Below are 18031 nucleotides of genomic sequence, written 5' to 3'. Positions count from 1 at the left end.
CCTGTTCGTCTGCCTCATGAGGCGATCGGTCGGCGGGCCTGGCCGCCGGCGACACCCTAGCTGCCTTGGCCCGTGCGCGACGCGGCCAAGGCTTCTCTGGCCCCCTCCCGTCGCGCGAGGCCCCCGGGAGAGGCGTCGCAGGGGAGCGGGCTCGACACGGGAGGCACGCCGGGCGGCCATCCTTGAGGCAATGACGTCGAGAGCCGGCCACGAGCTCCCGGTAGTGCCGCCTTTTCGCGCCCGCGATGCGGGCGATCTCGTGACCGATCTGGCGGCGCACGAGATCGTCGTTGCGCATCCCGAACACCGCATCATGGTCAGCGGGGTCGTGGGAGCGCCCGCCGGCCCGGCGCGCCTCCGCGGCCGCCTGGACCTCGGCGGCGCGCCGTCGCCGCGCCGCACACGACCGCTTTTCTCCGGGGATCCGGTTCCCTAGAACGTGGTCCACCGGCGCTTCCACCGTCCTTCCAACGTCCCTCTCCGCCCCGGAGCCACACACCGTCTCATGTCCGCTCCCCCCATGCCATCGCCTCCGGCGCCCCGCCCGGTTCCTTCCCCTGATTCCCCTGATTCACACGAAAGCTCCGGTGAAGCTCCCCGCGAGCCCTCTCCCCGCCTCGCGCCGCCCTCGTCGCGCGGCGGCGGGCTCGCGTCGCGCCTCGCCGAGCTGCAGGTGAAGCGGCCGGCGCTGCCGCTGCTCGCGACCGGGATCTTCACCGTCATCGCCCTCTTCCTGGCGACGCGGCTCCATGTGCTGACCGGGTTCGAGTCGCTGCTGCCGGCGTCGCGGCCCAGCGTGCAGGAGCTCGACCGGGTCGCCGCGAAGACGGCCGGCGTCTCCACGCTCTTCGTCGTGCTCCAGGGCGGCGAGGGCACGCCCACGGCCGCGCTCCAGCGGGCCGCGGACGCGCTCGTCCCGGAGATCGAGAAGATCGGCCCCCCGTGGGTCGGCAGCGTCGAGGACGGGGTGCACGAGGCCTACCGCTTCCTCTCGCCGCGCGCCGGGCTCTACGTCGACCGCGACAGGCTCACCAAGCTCAGGGACGACATCGAGGCGCGCTACGCCTACGAGGTCAACAAGGCGACGGGCGCGCTGCTCGACGACGACGAGCCGCCCCCCGAGGTGAGCGCCAGCTCGATCGAGCAGAGCCTCGGCCTCCAGGGGGTCGACACGGGGCGCTACCCCGACGGCTACTACCAGTCGAAGGACGGCAAGACCGTCGTCGTCGCCATCCGCTCGAAGGTGATGGCCAGCGATTTCGCCGCCGGCTCCGAGGCGATCCGGCGCGTGAGCGAGGTCGTCGAGCGCGTGCGCCCCGCCTCGTTCGAGCCGGGGATCACCTACGGCCTCGCCGGCGATCTCCAGACCGGCATCGCCGAGTACGCGGCGATCAACGAGGATCTGACCGACGTCGGCGTCTCGGGCGCGGTGCTCATCGCCGCCGTCGTGTTCCTCTACTACCTGCGCCTGCGCACGCTCGTCGCCATGCTGATCACGATCGGCATCGGCGTCGCCTGGACGTTCGGCGCCACCCAGCTCGCGCTCGGCCACCTCAACATGGCGACCGGGTTCCTCTTCTCGATCGTCGCCGGCAACGGGATCAACTTCGGGATCATCTACATGGCGCGCTACCTCGAGGCGCGCCGCGGCGGCGCGAGCCTGCTCGAGGGCGTGCGCGTCGCCCACCGCGAGACCTGGCTGCCCACGCTCACGGCCGGCTGCGCGGCCGCGGCCGCCTACGGCTCGCTGCTCGTCACCGAGTTCCGCGGCTTCCACGACTTCGGCCTCATCGGCAGCGCCGGCATGGTGCTCTGCTGGGTCGCCACGTTCGTCGCGCTGCCGAGCATCCTCGCGGTGATGGACCGGATCGTCCCCCTCGAGCAGGAGTCGCCGGGCCTCCTCGGCAGGCTGCGGCGGCGCGCCCAGGGCGGCATCGCGTTCGGCGCGCCGTTCGCGCGGCTCGCGTCGCGGAGCCCGGCCACGCTCACGCTCGCGGGCCTCGCCCTGGCCGCGGCCGGCCTCGTCGCCACGGTGAGCTACGTGCGCGCCGATCCGATGGAGTACAACCTCCAGAACCTCCGCAACGACGAGGGGTCCCGCGCGGCGCAGATCCGCCTGAGCTCGCTCGCGGAGGAGATCACCGGCTACGTCGGCACCGACGGCATGGCGATCCTCGTGGACCGGCCCGAGCAGGTCGAGCCGCTCCGCGCCGCGCTCTACGCGAGGCGCGACGCGGCGCCCGAGGGGGCGAAGCCGTTCAAGGAGATCTACGCGCTCCAGGATCTGGTCCCGCGGGATCAGGAGGCGAAGCTCCCGCTGCTCCAGGAGATCAAGGATCGCGTCCTCAGGGCGCGGAAGCGCGGCCTCGTGGGCGACGAGGACTGGCGCCGCATCCAGGCGGTCATCCCGCCGGACGATCTCGCGCCGTTCGGGATCGACGATCTGCCGGCGGGCGTGGCGCGCGCCTTCACCGAGACCGACGGCACGCGCGGGCGCATCGTGTACATCAGCCCGACCACGCCCGAGAGCGTGCACGACGCGCACTACCTCTTCCGGTGGGCGGACGCGTACCGCGAGACGCGGCTCCCTGACGGCAGCGTCGTGCGCGGCTCGGGGCGCGCGGTCATCTACGCGGACATGTGGGCGGCGGTCATCGACGACGTGCCGCCGGCGGTGCTCTTCTCGCTGGCCGCGACGGTCCTCGTCGTGCTCGTCGCCTTCCGCGGCGGCCGCCCGGCGTTCGCGGTGCTCGGCGCGCTGCTCGTCGGCGCCTCGTGGATGGCGGGGCTGCTCGTGCTGATGGACGTGAAGCTCAACTTCCTGAACTTCATCGCCTTGCCGCTGACGTTCGGCATCGGCGTCGACTACGCCGTGAACATCGTGCAGCGGTACGCGCGGGAGGGCGCCGGCGGCGCGCTGACCGCGGTGCGCGAGACGGGCGGCGCCGTGATCCTCTGCAGCCTCACGACGACGCTGGGCTACCTCGCCCTGGTCCGCTCGCAGAACTACGCGGTGCGGAGCCTGGGCGTCGCCGCGGTCATCGGCGAGCTCGCGTGCCTCTTCGCGGCCGTGCTGGTCTTGCCCGCGGCGCTCGTCTGGCGCGACCGGCGGCGCCCGAAGGGCGAGCAGGCCTTCCTCGCGGTCGGCCGCCCGACGACCTGAGGGCGGCGGGCGCGCTGCGCGCTCCTGCGGCCGCCGCGCTCACCGCGAGGCTCGGCGCGCGGCGGCCGGATCAGGCGGCGCCGCGGCGCTTCGCGAAGTACGCCTTGATCGCCGCGACCTCCCTCGCGGTGAGCGCGGCGATGGCCGGGACGACCTGCGCCGGATCGTGACCTGCCGCGACCCCGAACTCCCGTGGAAACTCGAGGAAGGTCTTGCCCGGCTCGGTCGTGACGCGCCGGAGCCGGTAGGTCCCGGTGTAACGTTCGATGCCGAAGATCTGCCCGTGGATCCGGTAGGTGACGGCGTGCTCGGTCTCGGAGCGCGCGACCACCTCTTCCAGCGAGCTCTCCCCCGAGACGAGCGTGAACGCGAACCGCGAGGGCACCTTCTCCGCGGAGCCGCCCTCCACGTAGCCGTACTCCTTGACGTTGTCCCCGAAGACGACGGGGATGAGCTTCGTGATATCGCGGACCTCTTGCCAGACCTCCTCGATGGCGGCGTCCAGCACCGCCGAGTCGTAGACGTGATACCGCGCGTCGATCATGGCTCCCTCCTCCCGATGCCGCAGGCGCGACACCGCCATGCGCTGCGGAGCGATGTTATCAGGGGATGTCGCCGCCGCCCGAGCGCGCCCTCGTCACGGCGGCGTGCGCTCGGGAAGGCGAGATCGCCGTCGTGAATGGACGGCCAGGGTGGTCGCGCGCCGGCACGCCCGAGCCCTGGCCGCCCGCAGCGAAGTCGATCCGTCCCGGCCCCGTCGCTCGCGCCCGCTCCAGCGCACGCGATCCGTTGCTTCCGCCCAGGCGCAGGCCCCTCGTCCGCGCTCGAACCGTTGAAGACCCCCGGCGGCGGGTCCCTCGCGCTCACTCGAACCGTTGAAGACCCCCGGCGGCGGGTCCCTCGCGCTCACTCGAACCGTTGAAGACCCCCGGCGGCGGGTCCCTCGCGCTCACTCGAACCGTTGAAGACCCCCGGCGGCGGGTCCCTCGCGCTCACTCGAACCGTTGAAGACCCCGGCGGCGGGCCTCTCCCAACGGTTGCGGTCCGTTGAAGACCCCCGGCGGCGGGTCCCTCGCGCTCACTCGAACCGTTGAAGACCCCGGCGGCGGGCCTCTCCCAACGGTTGCGGTCCGTTGAAGACCCCCGGCGCAGGCCTCTCCAGCGGTTGCTATGGGACGCCGGCCCCCTGCTGCCATCCCTCGCGGAGCCGTGGGTGCTCCACCTCGGCCCTGTGCGCTCGGCCGAGGCCGCTGTGCATCACACGGGGCGGCGGCGCTGCGCGAAGTGCTCCTTGATGGCGACGACCTCCCTCGCGGTGAGGGCCGCGACCGACGGGACGACCTTCTCAGGCTCCTGGCCCGGCGCGACGCCGAACTCCCGGGGCCACTCGAGGAACGTCTTGCCCGGCTCGGTCGTGATGCGGCGAAGCCGGTACGTCGCGATGTACCCCTCGATGCCCAGGACCTGCCCGAGCAGCCGGTACGTGACGGAGTGCTCGGTCTCGGATCGCGCGACGACCTCCTCCACGGCCTTGTCTCCCGACGGGTGGAGCGTGAACTCGAAGCGCGACGGGATCTTCTCCGCCGAGCCGCCGTCCACGTAACGGTAGTCCCTGACACCGTCACCGAAGACGATCGGCAGGAGCGCGACGATATCGCGGAGCTCTCTCCATGCCTCCTCGATGGGCGCGTCGAGCACCGCTGAATCGTAGACGTGATATCGGGCTGCGAGCATCGATGGTCCTCCCGGCGGTGTCGCACGAGCGCGACGTCCTCCCGCGCAGCGGCCGATGCTACCAGATCGTCCCGCGCCGCCGCGACCGCGCGCCCGTCACGGCGGCGCGCGCACATCCGCGCAGCAGCGGTGCGCTGGGCCTCACGACGACGCTGGGCCGCCTTCCCCTCGTCCGCGCAGGGCTGTGCCGTGGAGCGTCGCTGGCTCCAGTGCCCCGGCGGCGCAGTTGAACGGCTCGTTCCCCCGCGGCACCGCACGGTCGGACGGAGCCCTGCGGGAGCGGCTTTTCTTGCCTTTTCCCGCGCGACCCAGCAGATCACGCGTTGCCATGGTCATGACGCAGCCGATGGAGCTCCTCTGCAAGAAGGTCTGGCACACCTTCCGCGCTCATCCGCTCGCGACCCCCATCGGCCACGGCCCGAACGAACCACGGGCGACCGAGAGGGGACGCGATGCTTGAGAGGCTGGAACTGCACGACACCGGACCGGCGCCCGCGATGGCGTTCGAGCTCGCGCCGCGGCTCAACCTCTTCGCGGGCGACAACGGGCTCGGCAAGACCTTCGTGCTGGATGTCAGCTGGTTCGCGCTGACCGGCACGTGGCCCGGCTATCCCGCGGCGCCGCGACGCGGCCCAGCGGTCAAGCCAGAGATCGTCCGGGAGACGCGTGACGGGGAGGTCGTGCATCGGGTCTCCTCGTCGTTCGACTTCGAGAAGCAAAACTGGCACACCGTCTATCCACCCGGGGCCTCCAGGCGCTCCGGCCTCGTCTTCTACGCCCGGGTCGACGGCAGCTTCTCCGTGTGGGACCCGCTTCGACCCGCGGGGCACCTGCAGTCCCCGCTCGGCGTGAAATCGACGGGACCCGTGCCGGGGTTTCACTTCACGCCCGGCCAGATCTGGAACGGGCTCACCGCGGACGACCACGACGGCTCGGTGCTCTGCAATGGCCTGATCCGCGACTGGGCCACATGGCAGCTCCAGCGTGGCAGCACGCTGGAGCTGCTGACACGTGTGCTGGAGGTCCTGTCGCCGAATCCTGGGGAGACCCTCCGGCCCGGAGCAAGCACGACCCGCGTCTCGCTGCATGACGTCCGCGACATCCCGACCCTTGACATGCCCTATGGCAGTGTCCCGGTGTTGCTCGCTTCCGCCGGGATGAAGCGGATCCTCTCGTTCGCCTACCTCCTGGTCTGGATGTGGCGCGAGCACGTCGAGGCGGCGAGGCTCCGGAACACCGCGCCGGAGCGGAGCTTGGTCGTGCTCGTCGACGAGGTGGAGGCTCACCTGCACCCGCAGTGGCAGCGCGTGATCCTGCCCGCGCTGCTCCGGGTGTCCCGCGAGCTCGAGGCGTCCATCGAGACGCAGCTCTTCATCACGACGCACGCGCCGCTGGTCCTCGCCTCCGCCGAGCCGCACTTCGACGAGGCGCGCGACGCGCTCTTCCTGTTCGATCTTGACGGGGCTGAGGTCACCGTGTCGAAGCCCGCATGGAAGGCGCGCGGGGACGCCTCCGCATGGCTCACGTCCGACGTGTTCGATCTGGCGCAGGCGCGGTCCGTCGAGGCAGAGAAGGCGATCCTCGACGCGATGGCCGCGATGCGGCGGCCGAATCTGCCGATTGAGGACGTGAAGCGGATCCACCAAGAGCTGCACGACGTGCTCAAGGACACCGATCCCTTCTGGGCGCGCTGGCTCGTCAGGGCGCGTCAGGCCGGGCTCACGCCGTGATCCACGTACCTCTCCAGCCGGAGCCGGCGCGCTTCGACGCGCTCGTCCGGCAGCCCGGCCTGCGCGCCCTCGCCGCGAACGCGGAGCACCTGCCCCCAACCTGGCGGGAGTGCCTGGACGATCTCCGCGACAGCTACCGCAGCATCTGCGCCTACCTGTGCGTGCTCGTTCCGCGAGGCACCGGCGCGCGCTCCGTCGATCACGTCGCGCCGAAGTCGAAGCGCCGCGAGCTCGCGTACGAGTGGAGCAACTACCGCTTCGTGTGCTCGCTCATGAACGCGCGCAAACGCGATTTCGACGACGTCCTCGATCCGATGGAGATCCCTGCTGCGTGGTTCGTCCTGGAGCTGTCGTTCCTCCAGGTGCTCCCAGCGGAAGGCCTCGACGGCGAGGTGCGCGAGCGCGTCCAGGCAACCATCGAGCGACTGAAGCTCAACGACAGGGAGTGCATCGCCGCACGGGAGCTGTCTTACGTGCCGTACCTGGAGGGGAGGCTGCCGCTGGAGCTGCTCCAGGAATGGAGCCCGTTCGTTGCCAGAGAGGTCGTCCGGCAGGGACTGGCCAGGCGGGAGTAAAGCGCGAGGCGCCACACGGGCTCGGCGCCTCTTCTCTCACCGGCGCCGGCTCCCCCTCCCTGGCTTGCCGGAGAGCGGCATCTTCGTCGCGCGTCCGGCAGCCCCCGGCTGCGCGCGCCCGTCACGGCGGCGCGCGCAGATCCGCGCAGCAGCGGACGCCTGTCGAGTAGTCGAAATACGTGAAGTCGTGCGACGCGACGCGCGCCATGCACCCCTCCCGGGTCGCGCGTGCGTAGAAGCCGCCGACGAACGTCCCCTCCGGATCGTCGATCCACTCGTCCAGGTTGCCGACCATGTCGGCGATCGCGTCGTCCTCCCACGCGCTCGCGCACGTGGCGGTCTCGCCCGTCCGCCGCAAGAGCGGCGCCCCGGCGACGCGCACCAGGTTGAGCCGCGGGTCGCTGTGCCCGAGCGTCACGTCGCGGTGGAGCACGCCGGCCGGGTGGTGCTCGCGGAACACGTTGCACCGCCCGTCCGCGTAGGTCGGCCCGTACGGGAACTGCTCGTCCCGCTCGCCGCGGCACGCCGTCCGCCACTCGTCGAGCGAGCAGAGCCGCTTGCCCGCGTTCCGGCACGCGAGATCCGCCTGCGCGCCGGTCGTGTAGCCCTGCGGGAGCACGCCCCTGCGCGACACCGCGCGCGGCTCGAACTCGCGCTGCTTCTGCCAGCCAGGCAGGAGCGGCAGCTGCATGCGGCGCGCCTCGTCGTCCCCGAGCTGCAGCCGCATCTTCGACCACACACGCTCGACGGACGCGGCCGCCTGGCGCGACGGAGGATAGAACGCCGAGATCTCGAGCCCCGTCTCCTTGTCGAGCAGCACCGCCTCGTGGCGATCGACGCAGAACCGGCGCGCGACCCGCACCATCTCCGGCGGACAGCGCGGCTCCGCCGGCGGCGCGAGCGCCCTCGGCCCCGGAGGCGCCCCCACGAGCGGCGGCGCGACGTCCGGCGCCCCGGCCCCGGCGTCCTCGGCGCCGGTTCCCGCGTCCTCCGCGCTCGGCCCCGCGTCCGCCCCGCCGCGCTCCGGCTCCGAGCGGCAGCCCGCGAGCCCCGTCCACGCGAGCGCCGCGGCGCTGACGCAGGCGAGCGCCGCGGCCGCGAGGCGGCGGCCGGCGCAGGGCCGCGTGGAGCGCTCGGCGGATCGCGCCGGCATCGGGTCAGCGGATCGCGCCGGCATACGGGTCGATGGACGCCGGCTCGCGGCAGAAGAAGCGGCGGAGCACGAGGTAGTGATGGATCGGCAGCAGCCGCGTCTCCTCCTTCATTGACAGCCCCATCCGGCTGATCTCGGCGCCCTGGAACGGCGTCTTCGGATAGCAGCGGACGATCCCGGAGAGCGCCTCGTACTCGTCGAGCAGCCCGAGCACGTGCCCCACCTCGTGGGCGAGCACGGGCAGCGACCAGCCGGCCCGCATCGCGCTGAAGTACGGCGTCCTGCCGCACGTCGGCGAGAGCGGCACCGCGAGGTCGACCCGGAGCGCCCGCGCACGCGCCTCGTCCGCCAGCACGAAGTCGAAATCGTAACGCACCGGCAGCCCGAAGGCGCGCGCGTCGCGGTTCCAGTACCCCTCGGCCTCGTCCGACCAGCGCGCGAGCAGCGCGCGGATCGCGGCCGGCGTCGCCCTCGCCGTGAACACGCCGGACCCCGGGCAGGCGTCCGTCGATCCCGAGCGCGCGTACGGTGTCCCGCGGCACGCGATCGCACCCCCGAGCCGGGCGGAGAGCCCGCAGTCGGGCAGCTCGAGCCAGCCCGCGCCCTCCGGCGGGTCGACCGCGATCCGCACGTCGACCTCCCAGGCGCCGCCGCGCCGCCGCACGAGGTAGCTCATCGGGCCGAAGAAGAGGCCGTAGTGCGGCATCACCCCGGCGATCCGCCGCTCCCCCTCCGGCACGTCGCCGCGCGCCCCGGAGAAGACGCGGCGCGGAGCCGGCTGGCACAGGTACGCGTCCTTCGCGATCGCGTCGGCTAGGATGTCCCGGAACGTCGCCTCCCGCCCTTCGAGGACCACACCGCTCATCACCTCGAGCTCGGCGGCGATCGCCTCGACAGGGAGCTCGCGCCCGGAGCCCGCATCACCCGCCGCGCCGCCCGGCGCGCCGGCCCCCGCGCGCGGAGCCCCGCCGCAGCCGGCCACCCCCAGCGAGAGCGCTGCGAGCACCGGGAGCGCCCCGCGACGCGGGTGGACGAGGACACGCCACGGCGCCGCCGCGCCGCGCCGGACGCTTTGTCTTGCGCCTGCCGTCCGAAGCGAGTTACGTCGTGCATGGAACGCTGCACGCTGGCCGCGCGCCCCAGCCGCAGAGGCTACGTCGCCGGACGCCGTGCACGCAGGGGGGGCTCGCGTGGGCGTGGAGGTCAACCCCGCTCACTTACGGGGAGTTGAATGAAGAATCAACGCGTCCGAAGTGAAACCGTGGAACCGGCCGGGCGTAGTGACGCGTAGCCGATGGGCTCGGCGCGGCCGAGAGGCCGGCGAGACCCGACGGGCTCCAGCGCGCGGGCGCGCCATGCTGGCGAGGCGCGCGGTGGGCTCGATGATCGCGACGAAGACGAGCGTGGAGGATCAGATGACGATCGACATGGGCAAGACGTTGGCGTTGACGGCGGTGTCGGGCATGGTGGCGGGCCTCGCGGGCTGCGCCTCGTCGCCTCCGCCCGCGCCCGAGACGGGCGCCGCCCCCGCGGCCGACGCGCCTCCGGCCGCGGCGCCGGAGAACGCCGCGAAGGCGTGCTGTGCCGGCAAGAACGAGTGCAAGGGCAAGGGCGGCTGCAAGAGCGACAGCCACGCGTGCGCCGGCCAGAACGAGTGCAAGGGCAAGGGCGGCTGCAAGCCGGCCGACTGCTCGTCGTAGCTCGGCGCGCCCGACCCGGCGGAGTCCGGCGGATCCACGCGGATCCGCCAGATCCGCTGGGCCGTCGGGCCACGCCACGCGGATCCGCCGGATCCGATGGATCGTGAGGCGCCGCGGCGCACCCCTCCACCCCTGAGCAAGGCTCGCGGTGAACCATGGTGAACCCCGAACGGATGCGGCTGGGACTCCCCGACCTCGGCGTCGGCGTCGGGCTGCGCATCCCGCACTACCGGCACATCTTCGAGCACCGGCCCCGGGTCGACTGGTTCGAGATCATCAGCGAGAACTTCATGGTCGACGGCGGCATGCCGATCGCCCACCTCGAGCGCGTCCTCTCGAGCTACCGCCTCGTCCAGCACGGCGTCTCGCTGTCGATCGGCAGCACGGATCCGCTCGATTTCGACTACCTGCGCCGGCTGAAGGCGCTGCTCGCCAGGGTGAGCTCGCCCTGGGTGAGCGATCACCTCTGCTGGACGGGCGCGCACGGGATCAACCTGCACGACCTGCTCCCCTTGCCGTACACCGAAGAGGCCGTGCGGCACGTCGCGGCGCGGGCGCGGGTGGTGCAAGACTTCCTCGAGGTCCGGCTCGCGCTCGAGAACGTGTCGAGCTACCTGACCTTCACGGCCAGCCGGATGAGCGAGTGGGAGTTCCTCTCCGCGATCGCGGAGGAGGCCGACTGCGGCATCCTGCTCGACGTCAACAACGTCTACGTCTCCTCGTACAACCACGGCTTCGATCCGGAGGCCTACATCGACGGCGTGCCGCACCACCGGATCGTGCAGTTCCACCTCGCCGGCCACACGCACCAGGGCGCGTACATCCTCGACACCCACAGCGATCACGTGGTCGACGCCGTGTGGGCGCTCTACCGGCGCGCCGTCGCCCGCGCCGGCGACGTCTCGACGCTCATCGAGTGGGACGACGACATCCCCTCGTTCGAGGTCCTCGCCGCCGAGGCGGAGAAGGCGCGGGCGATCCGGGAGGAGGTGGCGCGTGCGCGCGCCGCCTGACCCCGCGCCCCCGGCCGGCCTCGCCGCCCTGATGCGCCAGCTCACCCGCATGTTCACGGCGGGCGCGCCGCTCCCGGACGACGCCGAGCTCGCCGGCCTGTGCCGCGAGCACGTCGCCGGGAGCGAGCGGCTCGCGCCCGCCGAGCAGGCCGACATCTACCGGCGGCAGTTCTGGCTGCGGCACAGGGACGCGCTCCGCGAGGACTACCCCGCGCTGGCGCACGTCCTCGGCGACGACGGCTTCGACGCGTTCGCGAGGGCCTACCTCGCGGCGCACCCGCCCGCGAGCTTCACGCTGCGCGACCTCGGGCGAGACGTCGCCGCCTTCGCGGGCGCGCACGAGGGGTTCCCCCCCGCCCTGCGGGATCTCGCGCGCGACGTGGCGCGGTACGAGCACGCCCTCGTCGATCTGTTCGACGGCGCCTCGCCCCCTCCGCTCGATCCGGCGAAGGTGACGGGCATGCCGGCGGACGGCTGGTCCACCGCCAGGATCGTCCTTCACCCGCTGCTCGCGCTGGTGCGGCTCGGCCACCCGGCGCACGTCCTCCGGAGCGAGCTCAAGCAGGGCCGGTCGCCCGCGCTGCCCGCGCCCCGCCCCGTCCGCCTCGCCGTGTTCCGCGGCGCGGATCTCACGATCCGCTTCGAAGAGCTCGAGCCGCCGGCGTTCGCGCTCCTCGAGGCGCTCGGGCGGGGCGTGCCGCTCGTCCCGGCGTGTGAGGAGGTGGCGGCCGGAGCCCACGGAGCGGAGGCGTGCGGCCGCCAGTCGCCGGGCGGCGGCGAGTTGGCGGGCGCGGCGCTGGCCGAGCGCGTCGGCGTGTGGTTCCAGCGCTGGACGAGCTGGGGGCTCATCGTCGACGTCGTGCCGGGCGCCCGCGCCGAAGGCGGCTAAGATGGCGCGGTGACCACCATCGTCCAGCGCACGCTCGAGATCCGCACGAACGGCCGGGGTTTCGTCGACATCACGCGCGAGGTCGCGCGCGTCGTCACCGGCGCGGGCGTCGACGTCGGGCTCTGCGCCGTGTTCCTGCAGCACACGTCCGCGAGCCTCATCCTCCAGGAAAACGCCGATCCGGCCGTCCTCCGCGACCTGGAGCGCTGGATGTCGCGCCTCGCCCCGGAGGGCCGCGAGTACGAGCACGACGACGAGGGCCCCGACGACATGCCGGGCCACCTCAGGAGCGCCATCACCCGCTCGAGTGAGGTGATCCCGATCTCCGGCGGCCGCCTCGCGCTCGGGACCTGGCAAGCCCTGTATGTCTGGGAGCACCGTAGTTCTCCCCACGCGCGCCGCGTGGTAGTGACCGTGACCGGCACCACAGCCGGGGGTTGAGTGGTATACTTTGCGGCGTTCGCGCAGCGGACGAGCGCTGGATGAGCGCTGCATCAGCACTGGATGAGCTCGGCGCCCCTCGGGGGCCGCTTGCCCGCCGCGTACGGCAGGGCCTGCTCGGTCGCCAGCGCGCCACGCGATCCCCTCACCCTTCAGCGGAGCCAGCGGGAAGAGAGCGATGAGCCTTCAGACGACGTTCATGGGAATCTTCGACACTGCCCGGATCTGCTTTCCGACCGTGGTGGACGCGATGATCGGGCGTGTGACCCTCGAGCGCTGCGATGAGCGCCTGGACTGGTGGGCGCGCAAGGTGCTCGAGGACGCGGACGTGGATCTGGTGGTGCGCGGGCGCGAGCACGCCTCGGGCGCACGGCCGTTCGTCGTGATGTCGAACCACCAGAGCCTCTTCGACATCCCGGTGGTGTTCCGCGCGATCCCCGGGCGGCTGCGGATGATCGCCAAGAAGGAGCTGTTCAACGTGCCGATCTTCGGCCAGGCGATGAAGGCGGCGGGGTTCATCCGGATCAACCGGAGCGACCACGTCCAGGCCAGCGCGAGCCTGCAGGTGGGCGCGTCCATGCTGCAGGACGGGACCCGGGTCTGGATCGCGCCGGAGGGGACGCGGAGCAAGACCGGCGCGCTCCTCCCGTTCAAGAGCGGCGGCTTCCGGATGGCGATCGAGACCAACACGCCCATCCTCCCGGTGGCGATCGACGGCACGCGGCACGTGCTCCGGGCCAAGGATTTCGTCGTGCAGGAGCACCACCGCGTGGTGGTCACGATCATGCCGCCGATCGATCCGGCGCCCTACGGCGCCGGGGGCCGCAACCGGCTCATGCGGGACGTGAGGGCGGCGATCGCAGGGGCGCTCGGCCACGATCCCGGGCTGGTCCACCGCGGCGCAGGCGTCGCGACGTCGGCGGCGTAGGGCGCCGGCCGGTCAGCTCGCGATCACTCCGCCCGCCGCTCCGACACCTGAGCGCCCGGCTGGGCCGCGCTCTCCGGGGCCTCCGCCCGGGAGCGGTGCTCCTCCGGCGGAGACGGCCGGAGCGCCCAGGGGCTGCGCGCCGGCACCGCCTCGCCGGCCGGGAGGTGCTCCGCCGTGAGCCAGCTCCAGAAGGCCTCGGCCCAGCGCGCGCCCCCGACCTCGTTCGGGTGGATCTTGTCCTTCTGGCGCGGGAGGGGGCCCGGCACCAGCGCGTCGGAGTCGAAGAAGCGGCACGGCGCCGAGTTCGTCCGGATCACGTCGATGATGCCGGTGTCCTTGCGCCACAGCGGCGGCGACACCCACACGCACGGGCGACCGCCGATCGCCTTGACGATGCGGCGGATCGCGCCGGCGTGGGCCGGCGGGTTGACGTTCTCCACCTCGTTGGCGCCCAGGCTGATGATCACGAGGTCCGGCTGGTAGTTCGCGACAAGGAGCTCCATCCTGGAGGCCCACGTCACCGTGTACGAGCTGGTCTCCGCCTTCACCGCGTAGCGCACGCGGTGCGCCTGCATCCTCGGGCGGAGCGCCTGCGCGAAGCCCGCCACCGCGAACGAGTCGCCGACGTGGAGGACCGCCGTGTTGGGCGGAACCGCAAACTCGGGGGGCGCGGCGGCCGGCGGCGCGGCGGCGGCCTCGACCGGAGCGGAGGCCTCGGGCGGGCGGGCGGCGGCCGGCGCGGAGGCCTCGGGCGGCGCCGCGGGCGCCGGCGCGGCCCCGGGGGACGGCGCGGGCGCCGGCGCGGCGCCGCACGCCATGCCCGCCGCGGCGACCCCGGCGAGCGCCCATCTCCTGACCCGGATCTCCCTGCCCATGCTCGCTCCCGGCGCCGCGCCCGCGCGGGCCGGCTCGCCCGCGCGGCGCGCACTCTACGGCCGGCCGCGTCCGCACGGCAATCATTGAGCGAACGGCCCGCACGGCTTATTACATGCGCATGAGCTTCCGTCTGTTTGGAGTCTCGGTCGACGTCCAGATCGGGTTCTGGCTCTCCGCCGCCCTGCTCGGGTACGCGTTCCTCGCCGGGCAGCAGTACCAGCTGTTCCTCGTCTGGATCCTCGTGGTCTTCCTGTCGGTCCTGATGCACGAGTTCGGCCACGCGCTCGCCATCAAGCGGTACCGGATCGAGCCGGAGATCACGCTCCACTTCATGGGCGGGACCACGACCTGGCGCTCGCTCCTGCCCCTCGGGCGGCTCCAGCACGTGCTGATCAGCCTGGCAGGCCCCTTCGCCGGCTTCGCCGTCGCCGGGCTCCTTCACCTCGTGCTCAGCTACGGCCCGGCGCTCTATGCCCTCCCGGACATGGTGCTGAGCGGGATGGAGCTGCTCATCAAGGTCAACCTGGTGTGGGGCCTCCTCAACCTGATCCCCGTGCTCCCGTTCGACGGCGGCCACGTGCTCGAGCACGCGCTCGGCCCGAAGCGGGCCCGGCTGACGGCGGCCATCTCGGGCGTCGCCGCCGTGCTCCTCGCCATCTTCTTCCTGAGGGCGGGGTTCTTCTTCTTCTCGTTCATCCTCGGCATGTCGGCGTTCCAGAGCCTGCAGCGGTTCCGCAGCGAGCCGGCGGCGCCGTCGCCCTCCATGAACCGCCGGCGAGCGGAGTTCCAGGAGGAGCCGATGCCGCCCGAGACGGCCGTCCTGCTCCAGCGGGCGCGTCGGGCCGTGGAGGACGAGCGGACGGGCGAGGCGATGGCGCTCTCGGCGGAGGTGCTCGCGCAGTCGCCGGCGCCGCCGAAGCGCGCGCTCCGGGAGGCGCACGAGCTCATCGGCTGGTCGCACCTGCTCCTCGGCGACGCGAAGCGCGCGGGGGAAGCGCTGGCGCAGGCGCGCAAGCAGGGCGAGCCCGACCCGGCGCTCGTCGGCGCGATTCACCTCGCGCTCGGGGAGCTGAAGCAGGCGCGGAAGGTGCTGGAGGCGGCCCGCGAGGCCGGCGACGACCGGAAGGAGGTCGCGGGCCCGCTGATCCGGGTGCTCGTGGAGCAGGGCGAGGCGGCGCGGGCCGCGGCCGTGGCGCTGGACATCGTGGAGCAGCTCTCGGAGGACGACGCGCGGAGGATGGCGGAGATCGCGTTCGAGCGCGGCGCGTTCGACTGGTCGGCGCGGCTCTACGAGGCGATCTTCCGCCGCGTGGGCCTCGGCGAGGACGCGTACGGCGCGGCGCGCGCGAGCGCCAAGGACGGGAACCTCGAGGGGGCGCTCGATCTGCTCCGGCGCGCGGTGGAGGCCGGGTTCTCGGATCGGGCGCGGGCGTGGTCGGACTCGGCGCTCGAGGCGCTCCGGGGCTCGGCGCTCGAGGCGGTGCTGCCGCGCCCGTGACCGGCTAGGCTCCGCCGCGTGCGCATCCAGGTGCCTTTCCTCCGCGTGGGGCCGATCGAGGTCCCTCCCCCCGCCTACCAGTCCGAGGGAGCCGTCGGGCTCGATCTCTGCGCGGCCATCGAGGCGCCGGTGACGCTCGCGCCCGGGGAGCGGAGGCTCGTGCCCACGGGCTACGCGGTCGCCCTCCCCGACGGCCACGAGGGGCAGGTGCGGCCGCGCTCGGGGCTCGCGCTGCACCACGGCGTCACCGTGCTGAACAGCCCCGGGACGATCGATCCGGACTACCGCGGGGAGATCAAGGTCGTCCTGATCAACCTCGGCGCAGCGCCGTTCACGGTGCACCGCGGCGATCGGATCGCCCAGCTCGTGATCTGCCCGGTCGCCCTCGCGGACGTGGTCCTGGTCCCGGCGCTCGCGCCGACGGCGCGCGGCGCGGGCGGCTACGGATCGACAGGCGTGCGGCGCGAGGAGCCCTGAAGCGACAAACGGGTTGAAACCCCAAGAAAGAGCAGAAATTTCACAGGGAGGCGGGGAGGCGGGGAGCGAGAGACGGCAAGAGGGAACAATTCATTTTCTTCTTCCTCCCCGCCTCCCCGCCTCCCTGTGAAATTTCTCCGGGTTTCAACGTGATCGGTGTTCTAGCGGTCCGACGAGAACAGCCGGAACACCGCGATCCCGATGCCCAGGACCACGAGGCCCACCGCGACGTGGAAGAGCCCGATGGGGCCCACGCCGCCGACGGGGCCCACGCCGATGCGCTGGCCGCCGAAGAGCAGCGAGGCGGCCGCGAGATCGAGGAGGGTGATGACGACGCCCGCGCCGGCGAGCCGCACCGGCAAGGCGAACATCGCCATGAGCTCCCCGGTGCTCAGGCTGGGGCGCGCGGGCGCGCGCTCCATCATCGGGGGCGGCATCCTCGACGGCGCATAGGACGGCCGCGCGAAGGGCGCGGGCGCGGGAGGAGACCAGTCGAGCGCGAGCGGCACGACCGGCTCGGTGGGGAGGCTGTGCGGCGGCAAGCGGCCGCCGCCGCGCTCCGGCAGGTGGAGCTCCCGGGCCGTCGCCTCCGCGAACGCCGCCGGCGCCGCGAGGGCGGTGCCCTGGAGGAGATCCTGCGACCGCGTCGAGCCCGGCGACGAGGGCGATGCGGGCAACACCGAGGAGCGGACGCGGGCGGCGGCCGGCGCCTGGCTCCGGCTGGGCACCGCGATCGGCGGAGCGCTCCGCGGCAGCCCGAGCGCCTGCTCGACCTCGTCCCAGAACGCCCCGATGTCCCGGAAGCGCTCGCGCGGATCCACGGCCAGCGCCCGACGGAAGGCGGCCTCCAGCGCGTCGGGCACGAAGATGCCCTCGCTCCTCGGCGTGGGGCGGCGCTTCTCGTCGAGCACCGTGCCCATCATCGCCACGTGATCCCCGCCGATGATCTCGCGGCCGGCGAGCGCCTCGACGACGGTCACGGCGAGCCCCCAGACGTCGGTCCAGGGGCCCGTCTTGCCGAAGCGCTTCGGCGCCCACTGCTCGGGCGCGCCGTAGGCGGGCGTGAACGCCGTCGAGAGGCCGCCCGACGTGGTGGCGGTCTGGCCGGCCATGACCGTCGCGGCGTCGCGGGCGCGGGCGATGCCGAAGTCGAGGATCTTGACGACCTCCGCGCCGTGGATCTGGGCGAGGAAGAGGTTCGCCGGCTTGAGATCGCGGTGCACCACGCACGTGGGGCCGCTCGGCCCGGGGAACAGGTGCGCCGCCTCGAGCGCGCGCGCGACCGGCGCGAGCAGCCGGATCACCTCCCCCGGCGCGAGCTGCGGCGCTCCGATCGCCGCGCGGGAGGCGATGTGGCTCGCGAGCGTGCGGCCCTCGAGCCACTCCAGCGCGATGAACGGCACGAAGGCGCCGGTCGCGGTCGAGATCACGTCGTGGTGCAGCGGCCTGACGACGGCAGGGATCGCGGCCGACAGGCGGAACAGCAGTTCCGCTTCTTCACGAAATTTTTCAAGAAACTGCACGCGCAGCTGCTCGGGCAGCGTCGCCGGGACCTTGAGGCACTTCAGCGCGACAGGCGCTCGAAAAGCCTCGTGGTACGCCCGATAGACGACGCCGAACCCACCCTCGGCGACGACCCGCTCTACCTTGAACGCCCCCTGGGTCGTGCCGACGATCCCGAACACATCATCGGCCATCCGCCAGAGGGTACACGAGCTCGACGAGGCTTCGAAAGGGCGCGGATGAACGGGCGATGCACGGACCGTGCTCGCACCACCGCCCACCCGCCAAGGCCCCCGAGGCGCGCCACCTGCCCCGACCCGAGGGGCGCCACCCGCCCCGGCGCCGCCACAC

At 72.8% G+C, this 18031-nt stretch carries 16 protein-coding genes; 10 read left to right on the top strand and 6 right to left on the bottom strand.

Features of this window, described 5'->3' with window-relative positions; all coding sequences use genetic code 11:
• Positions 1–673 precede the first annotated feature (673 nt).
• Positions 674–3163, top strand: coding sequence for an efflux RND transporter permease subunit (locus WMF22_RS19155; RefSeq protein ID WP_438036638.1), 2490 nt, complete (start codon positions 674–676; stop codon positions 3161–3163).
• 70 nt (positions 3164–3233) lie between these two features.
• Here WMF22_RS19155 and WMF22_RS19150 read toward each other — a convergent pair whose 3' ends face one another.
• Positions 3234–3707, bottom strand: a complete 474-nt coding sequence (locus WMF22_RS19150; protein ID WP_438036637.1) for an SRPBCC family protein — start codon at positions 3705–3707, stop codon at positions 3234–3236.
• A gap of 713 nt (positions 3708–4420) precedes the next feature.
• Positions 4421–4897: an SRPBCC family protein gene (locus tag WMF22_RS19145; RefSeq protein ID WP_437300498.1), complete on the bottom strand. Its 477-nt coding sequence runs from the start codon at positions 4895–4897 to the stop codon at positions 4421–4423.
• A gap of 452 nt (positions 4898–5349) precedes the next feature.
• Between WMF22_RS19145 and WMF22_RS19140 the strand changes: the two genes are divergently transcribed.
• Positions 5350–6627 (top strand): AAA family ATPase, encoded by a 1278-nt coding sequence (locus tag WMF22_RS19140; protein ID WP_437300497.1) that lies wholly within the window; start codon positions 5350–5352, stop codon positions 6625–6627.
• Positions 6624–7202, top strand: a complete 579-nt coding sequence (locus tag WMF22_RS19135; protein WP_438036636.1) for a hypothetical protein — start codon at positions 6624–6626, stop codon at positions 7200–7202. The genes WMF22_RS19140 and WMF22_RS19135 overlap by 4 nt, the downstream gene beginning before the upstream one ends.
• 121 nt (positions 7203–7323) lie before the next feature.
• On the opposite strand, the gene WMF22_RS19130 is transcribed toward WMF22_RS19135, so the two are convergent.
• On the bottom strand, positions 7324–8355 hold the full coding sequence (locus WMF22_RS19130) for a hypothetical protein (protein WP_438036635.1): 1032 nt from the start codon (positions 8353–8355) through the stop codon (positions 7324–7326).
• Positions 8356–8359: 4 nt separating this feature from the next.
• Entirely contained in the window at positions 8360–9361 is a 1002-nt protein-coding gene (locus WMF22_RS19125; RefSeq protein ID WP_438036634.1) for a hypothetical protein, read from the bottom strand.
• Between the two features lie 376 nt (positions 9362–9737).
• On the opposite strand from WMF22_RS19125, the gene WMF22_RS19120 reads away from it, so the two are divergent.
• From WMF22_RS19120 to WMF22_RS19100, 5 genes are all read left to right on the top strand, one after another.
• Complete coding sequence (locus tag WMF22_RS19120; RefSeq protein ID WP_437300493.1) at positions 9738–10055, top strand: hypothetical protein; 318 nt, start codon at positions 9738–9740, stop codon at positions 10053–10055.
• Positions 10056–10210: 155 nt separating this feature from the next.
• On the top strand, positions 10211–11068 hold the full coding sequence (bufB, locus tag WMF22_RS19115) for an MNIO family bufferin maturase (protein ID WP_438036633.1): 858 nt from the start codon (positions 10211–10213) through the stop codon (positions 11066–11068).
• Complete coding sequence (locus WMF22_RS19110) at positions 11052–11957, top strand: HvfC/BufC family peptide modification chaperone (RefSeq protein ID WP_438036632.1); 906 nt, start codon at positions 11052–11054, stop codon at positions 11955–11957. Before bufB ends, WMF22_RS19110 begins: the two co-directional genes overlap by 17 nt.
• Before the next feature lie 9 nt (positions 11958–11966).
• Positions 11967–12398, top strand: a complete 432-nt coding sequence (locus WMF22_RS19105; protein ID WP_437300490.1) for a secondary thiamine-phosphate synthase enzyme YjbQ — start codon at positions 11967–11969, stop codon at positions 12396–12398.
• A gap of 178 nt (positions 12399–12576) precedes the next feature.
• Complete coding sequence (locus WMF22_RS19100) at positions 12577–13326, top strand: lysophospholipid acyltransferase family protein (RefSeq protein ID WP_437746926.1); 750 nt, start codon at positions 12577–12579, stop codon at positions 13324–13326.
• Positions 13327–13349: 23 nt separating this feature from the next.
• On the opposite strand, the gene WMF22_RS19095 is transcribed toward WMF22_RS19100, so the two are convergent.
• Positions 13350–14201: an SGNH/GDSL hydrolase family protein gene (locus tag WMF22_RS19095; RefSeq protein WP_438036631.1), complete on the bottom strand. Its 852-nt coding sequence runs from the start codon at positions 14199–14201 to the stop codon at positions 13350–13352.
• A 119-nt stretch (positions 14202–14320) separates the two neighbouring features.
• Between WMF22_RS19095 and WMF22_RS19090 the strand changes: the two genes are divergently transcribed.
• Both WMF22_RS19090 and dut read left to right on the top strand, forming a co-directional pair.
• Positions 14321–15700, top strand: coding sequence for a M50 family metallopeptidase (locus WMF22_RS19090; RefSeq protein ID WP_437300487.1), 1380 nt, complete (start codon positions 14321–14323; stop codon positions 15698–15700).
• An 18-nt stretch (positions 15701–15718) separates the two neighbouring features.
• The gene (gene dut / locus WMF22_RS19085; protein ID WP_437300486.1) at positions 15719–16177 is read left to right on the top strand and encodes a dUTP diphosphatase; all 459 of its coding nucleotides are present in this window, start codon (positions 15719–15721) and stop codon (positions 16175–16177) included.
• A 161-nt stretch (positions 16178–16338) separates the two neighbouring features.
• Here dut and WMF22_RS19080 read toward each other — a convergent pair whose 3' ends face one another.
• Positions 16339–17874, bottom strand: a complete 1536-nt coding sequence (locus WMF22_RS19080) for a serine/threonine-protein kinase (protein ID WP_438036630.1) — start codon at positions 17872–17874, stop codon at positions 16339–16341.
• Between the last annotated feature and the right edge of the window lie 157 nt (positions 17875–18031).

The sequence above is a fragment of the Sorangium sp. So ce204 genome (assembly GCF_051526795.1).
Lineage (GTDB): Bacteria > Myxococcota_A > Polyangia > Polyangiales > Polyangiaceae > Sorangium > Sorangium cellulosum_B.
This window is presented reverse-complemented; position numbering and strand designations above follow the sequence as displayed.

Bases quoted from the DNA above. Each gene is read 5' to 3' on its own strand.
- bufB (WP_438036633.1), top strand. From the start codon at position 10,211: ATGGTGAACCCCGAACGGATGCGGCTGGGACTCCCCGACCTCGGCGTC.
- WMF22_RS19150 (WP_438036637.1), bottom strand. From the start codon at position 3,707: ATGATCGACGCGCGGTATCACGTCTACGACTCGGCGGTGCTGGACGCC.
- WMF22_RS19100 (WP_437746926.1), top strand. From the start codon at position 12,577: ATGAGCCTTCAGACGACGTTCATGGGAATCTTCGACACTGCCCGGATC.
- WMF22_RS19120 (WP_437300493.1), top strand. From the start codon at position 9,738: ATGATCGCGACGAAGACGAGCGTGGAGGATCAGATGACGATCGACATG.
- WMF22_RS19145 (WP_437300498.1), bottom strand. From the start codon at position 4,897: ATGCTCGCAGCCCGATATCACGTCTACGATTCAGCGGTGCTCGACGCG.
- WMF22_RS19080 (WP_438036630.1), bottom strand. From the start codon at position 17,874: ATGGCCGATGATGTGTTCGGGATCGTCGGCACGACCCAGGGGGCGTTC.
- WMF22_RS19130 (WP_438036635.1), bottom strand. From the start codon at position 8,355: ATGCCGGCGCGATCCGCCGAGCGCTCCACGCGGCCCTGCGCCGGCCGC.
- WMF22_RS19090 (WP_437300487.1), top strand. From the start codon at position 14,321: ATGAGCTTCCGTCTGTTTGGAGTCTCGGTCGACGTCCAGATCGGGTTC.
- WMF22_RS19095 (WP_438036631.1), bottom strand. From the start codon at position 14,201: ATGGGCAGGGAGATCCGGGTCAGGAGATGGGCGCTCGCCGGGGTCGCC.
- WMF22_RS19140 (WP_437300497.1), top strand. From the start codon at position 5,350: ATGCTTGAGAGGCTGGAACTGCACGACACCGGACCGGCGCCCGCGATG.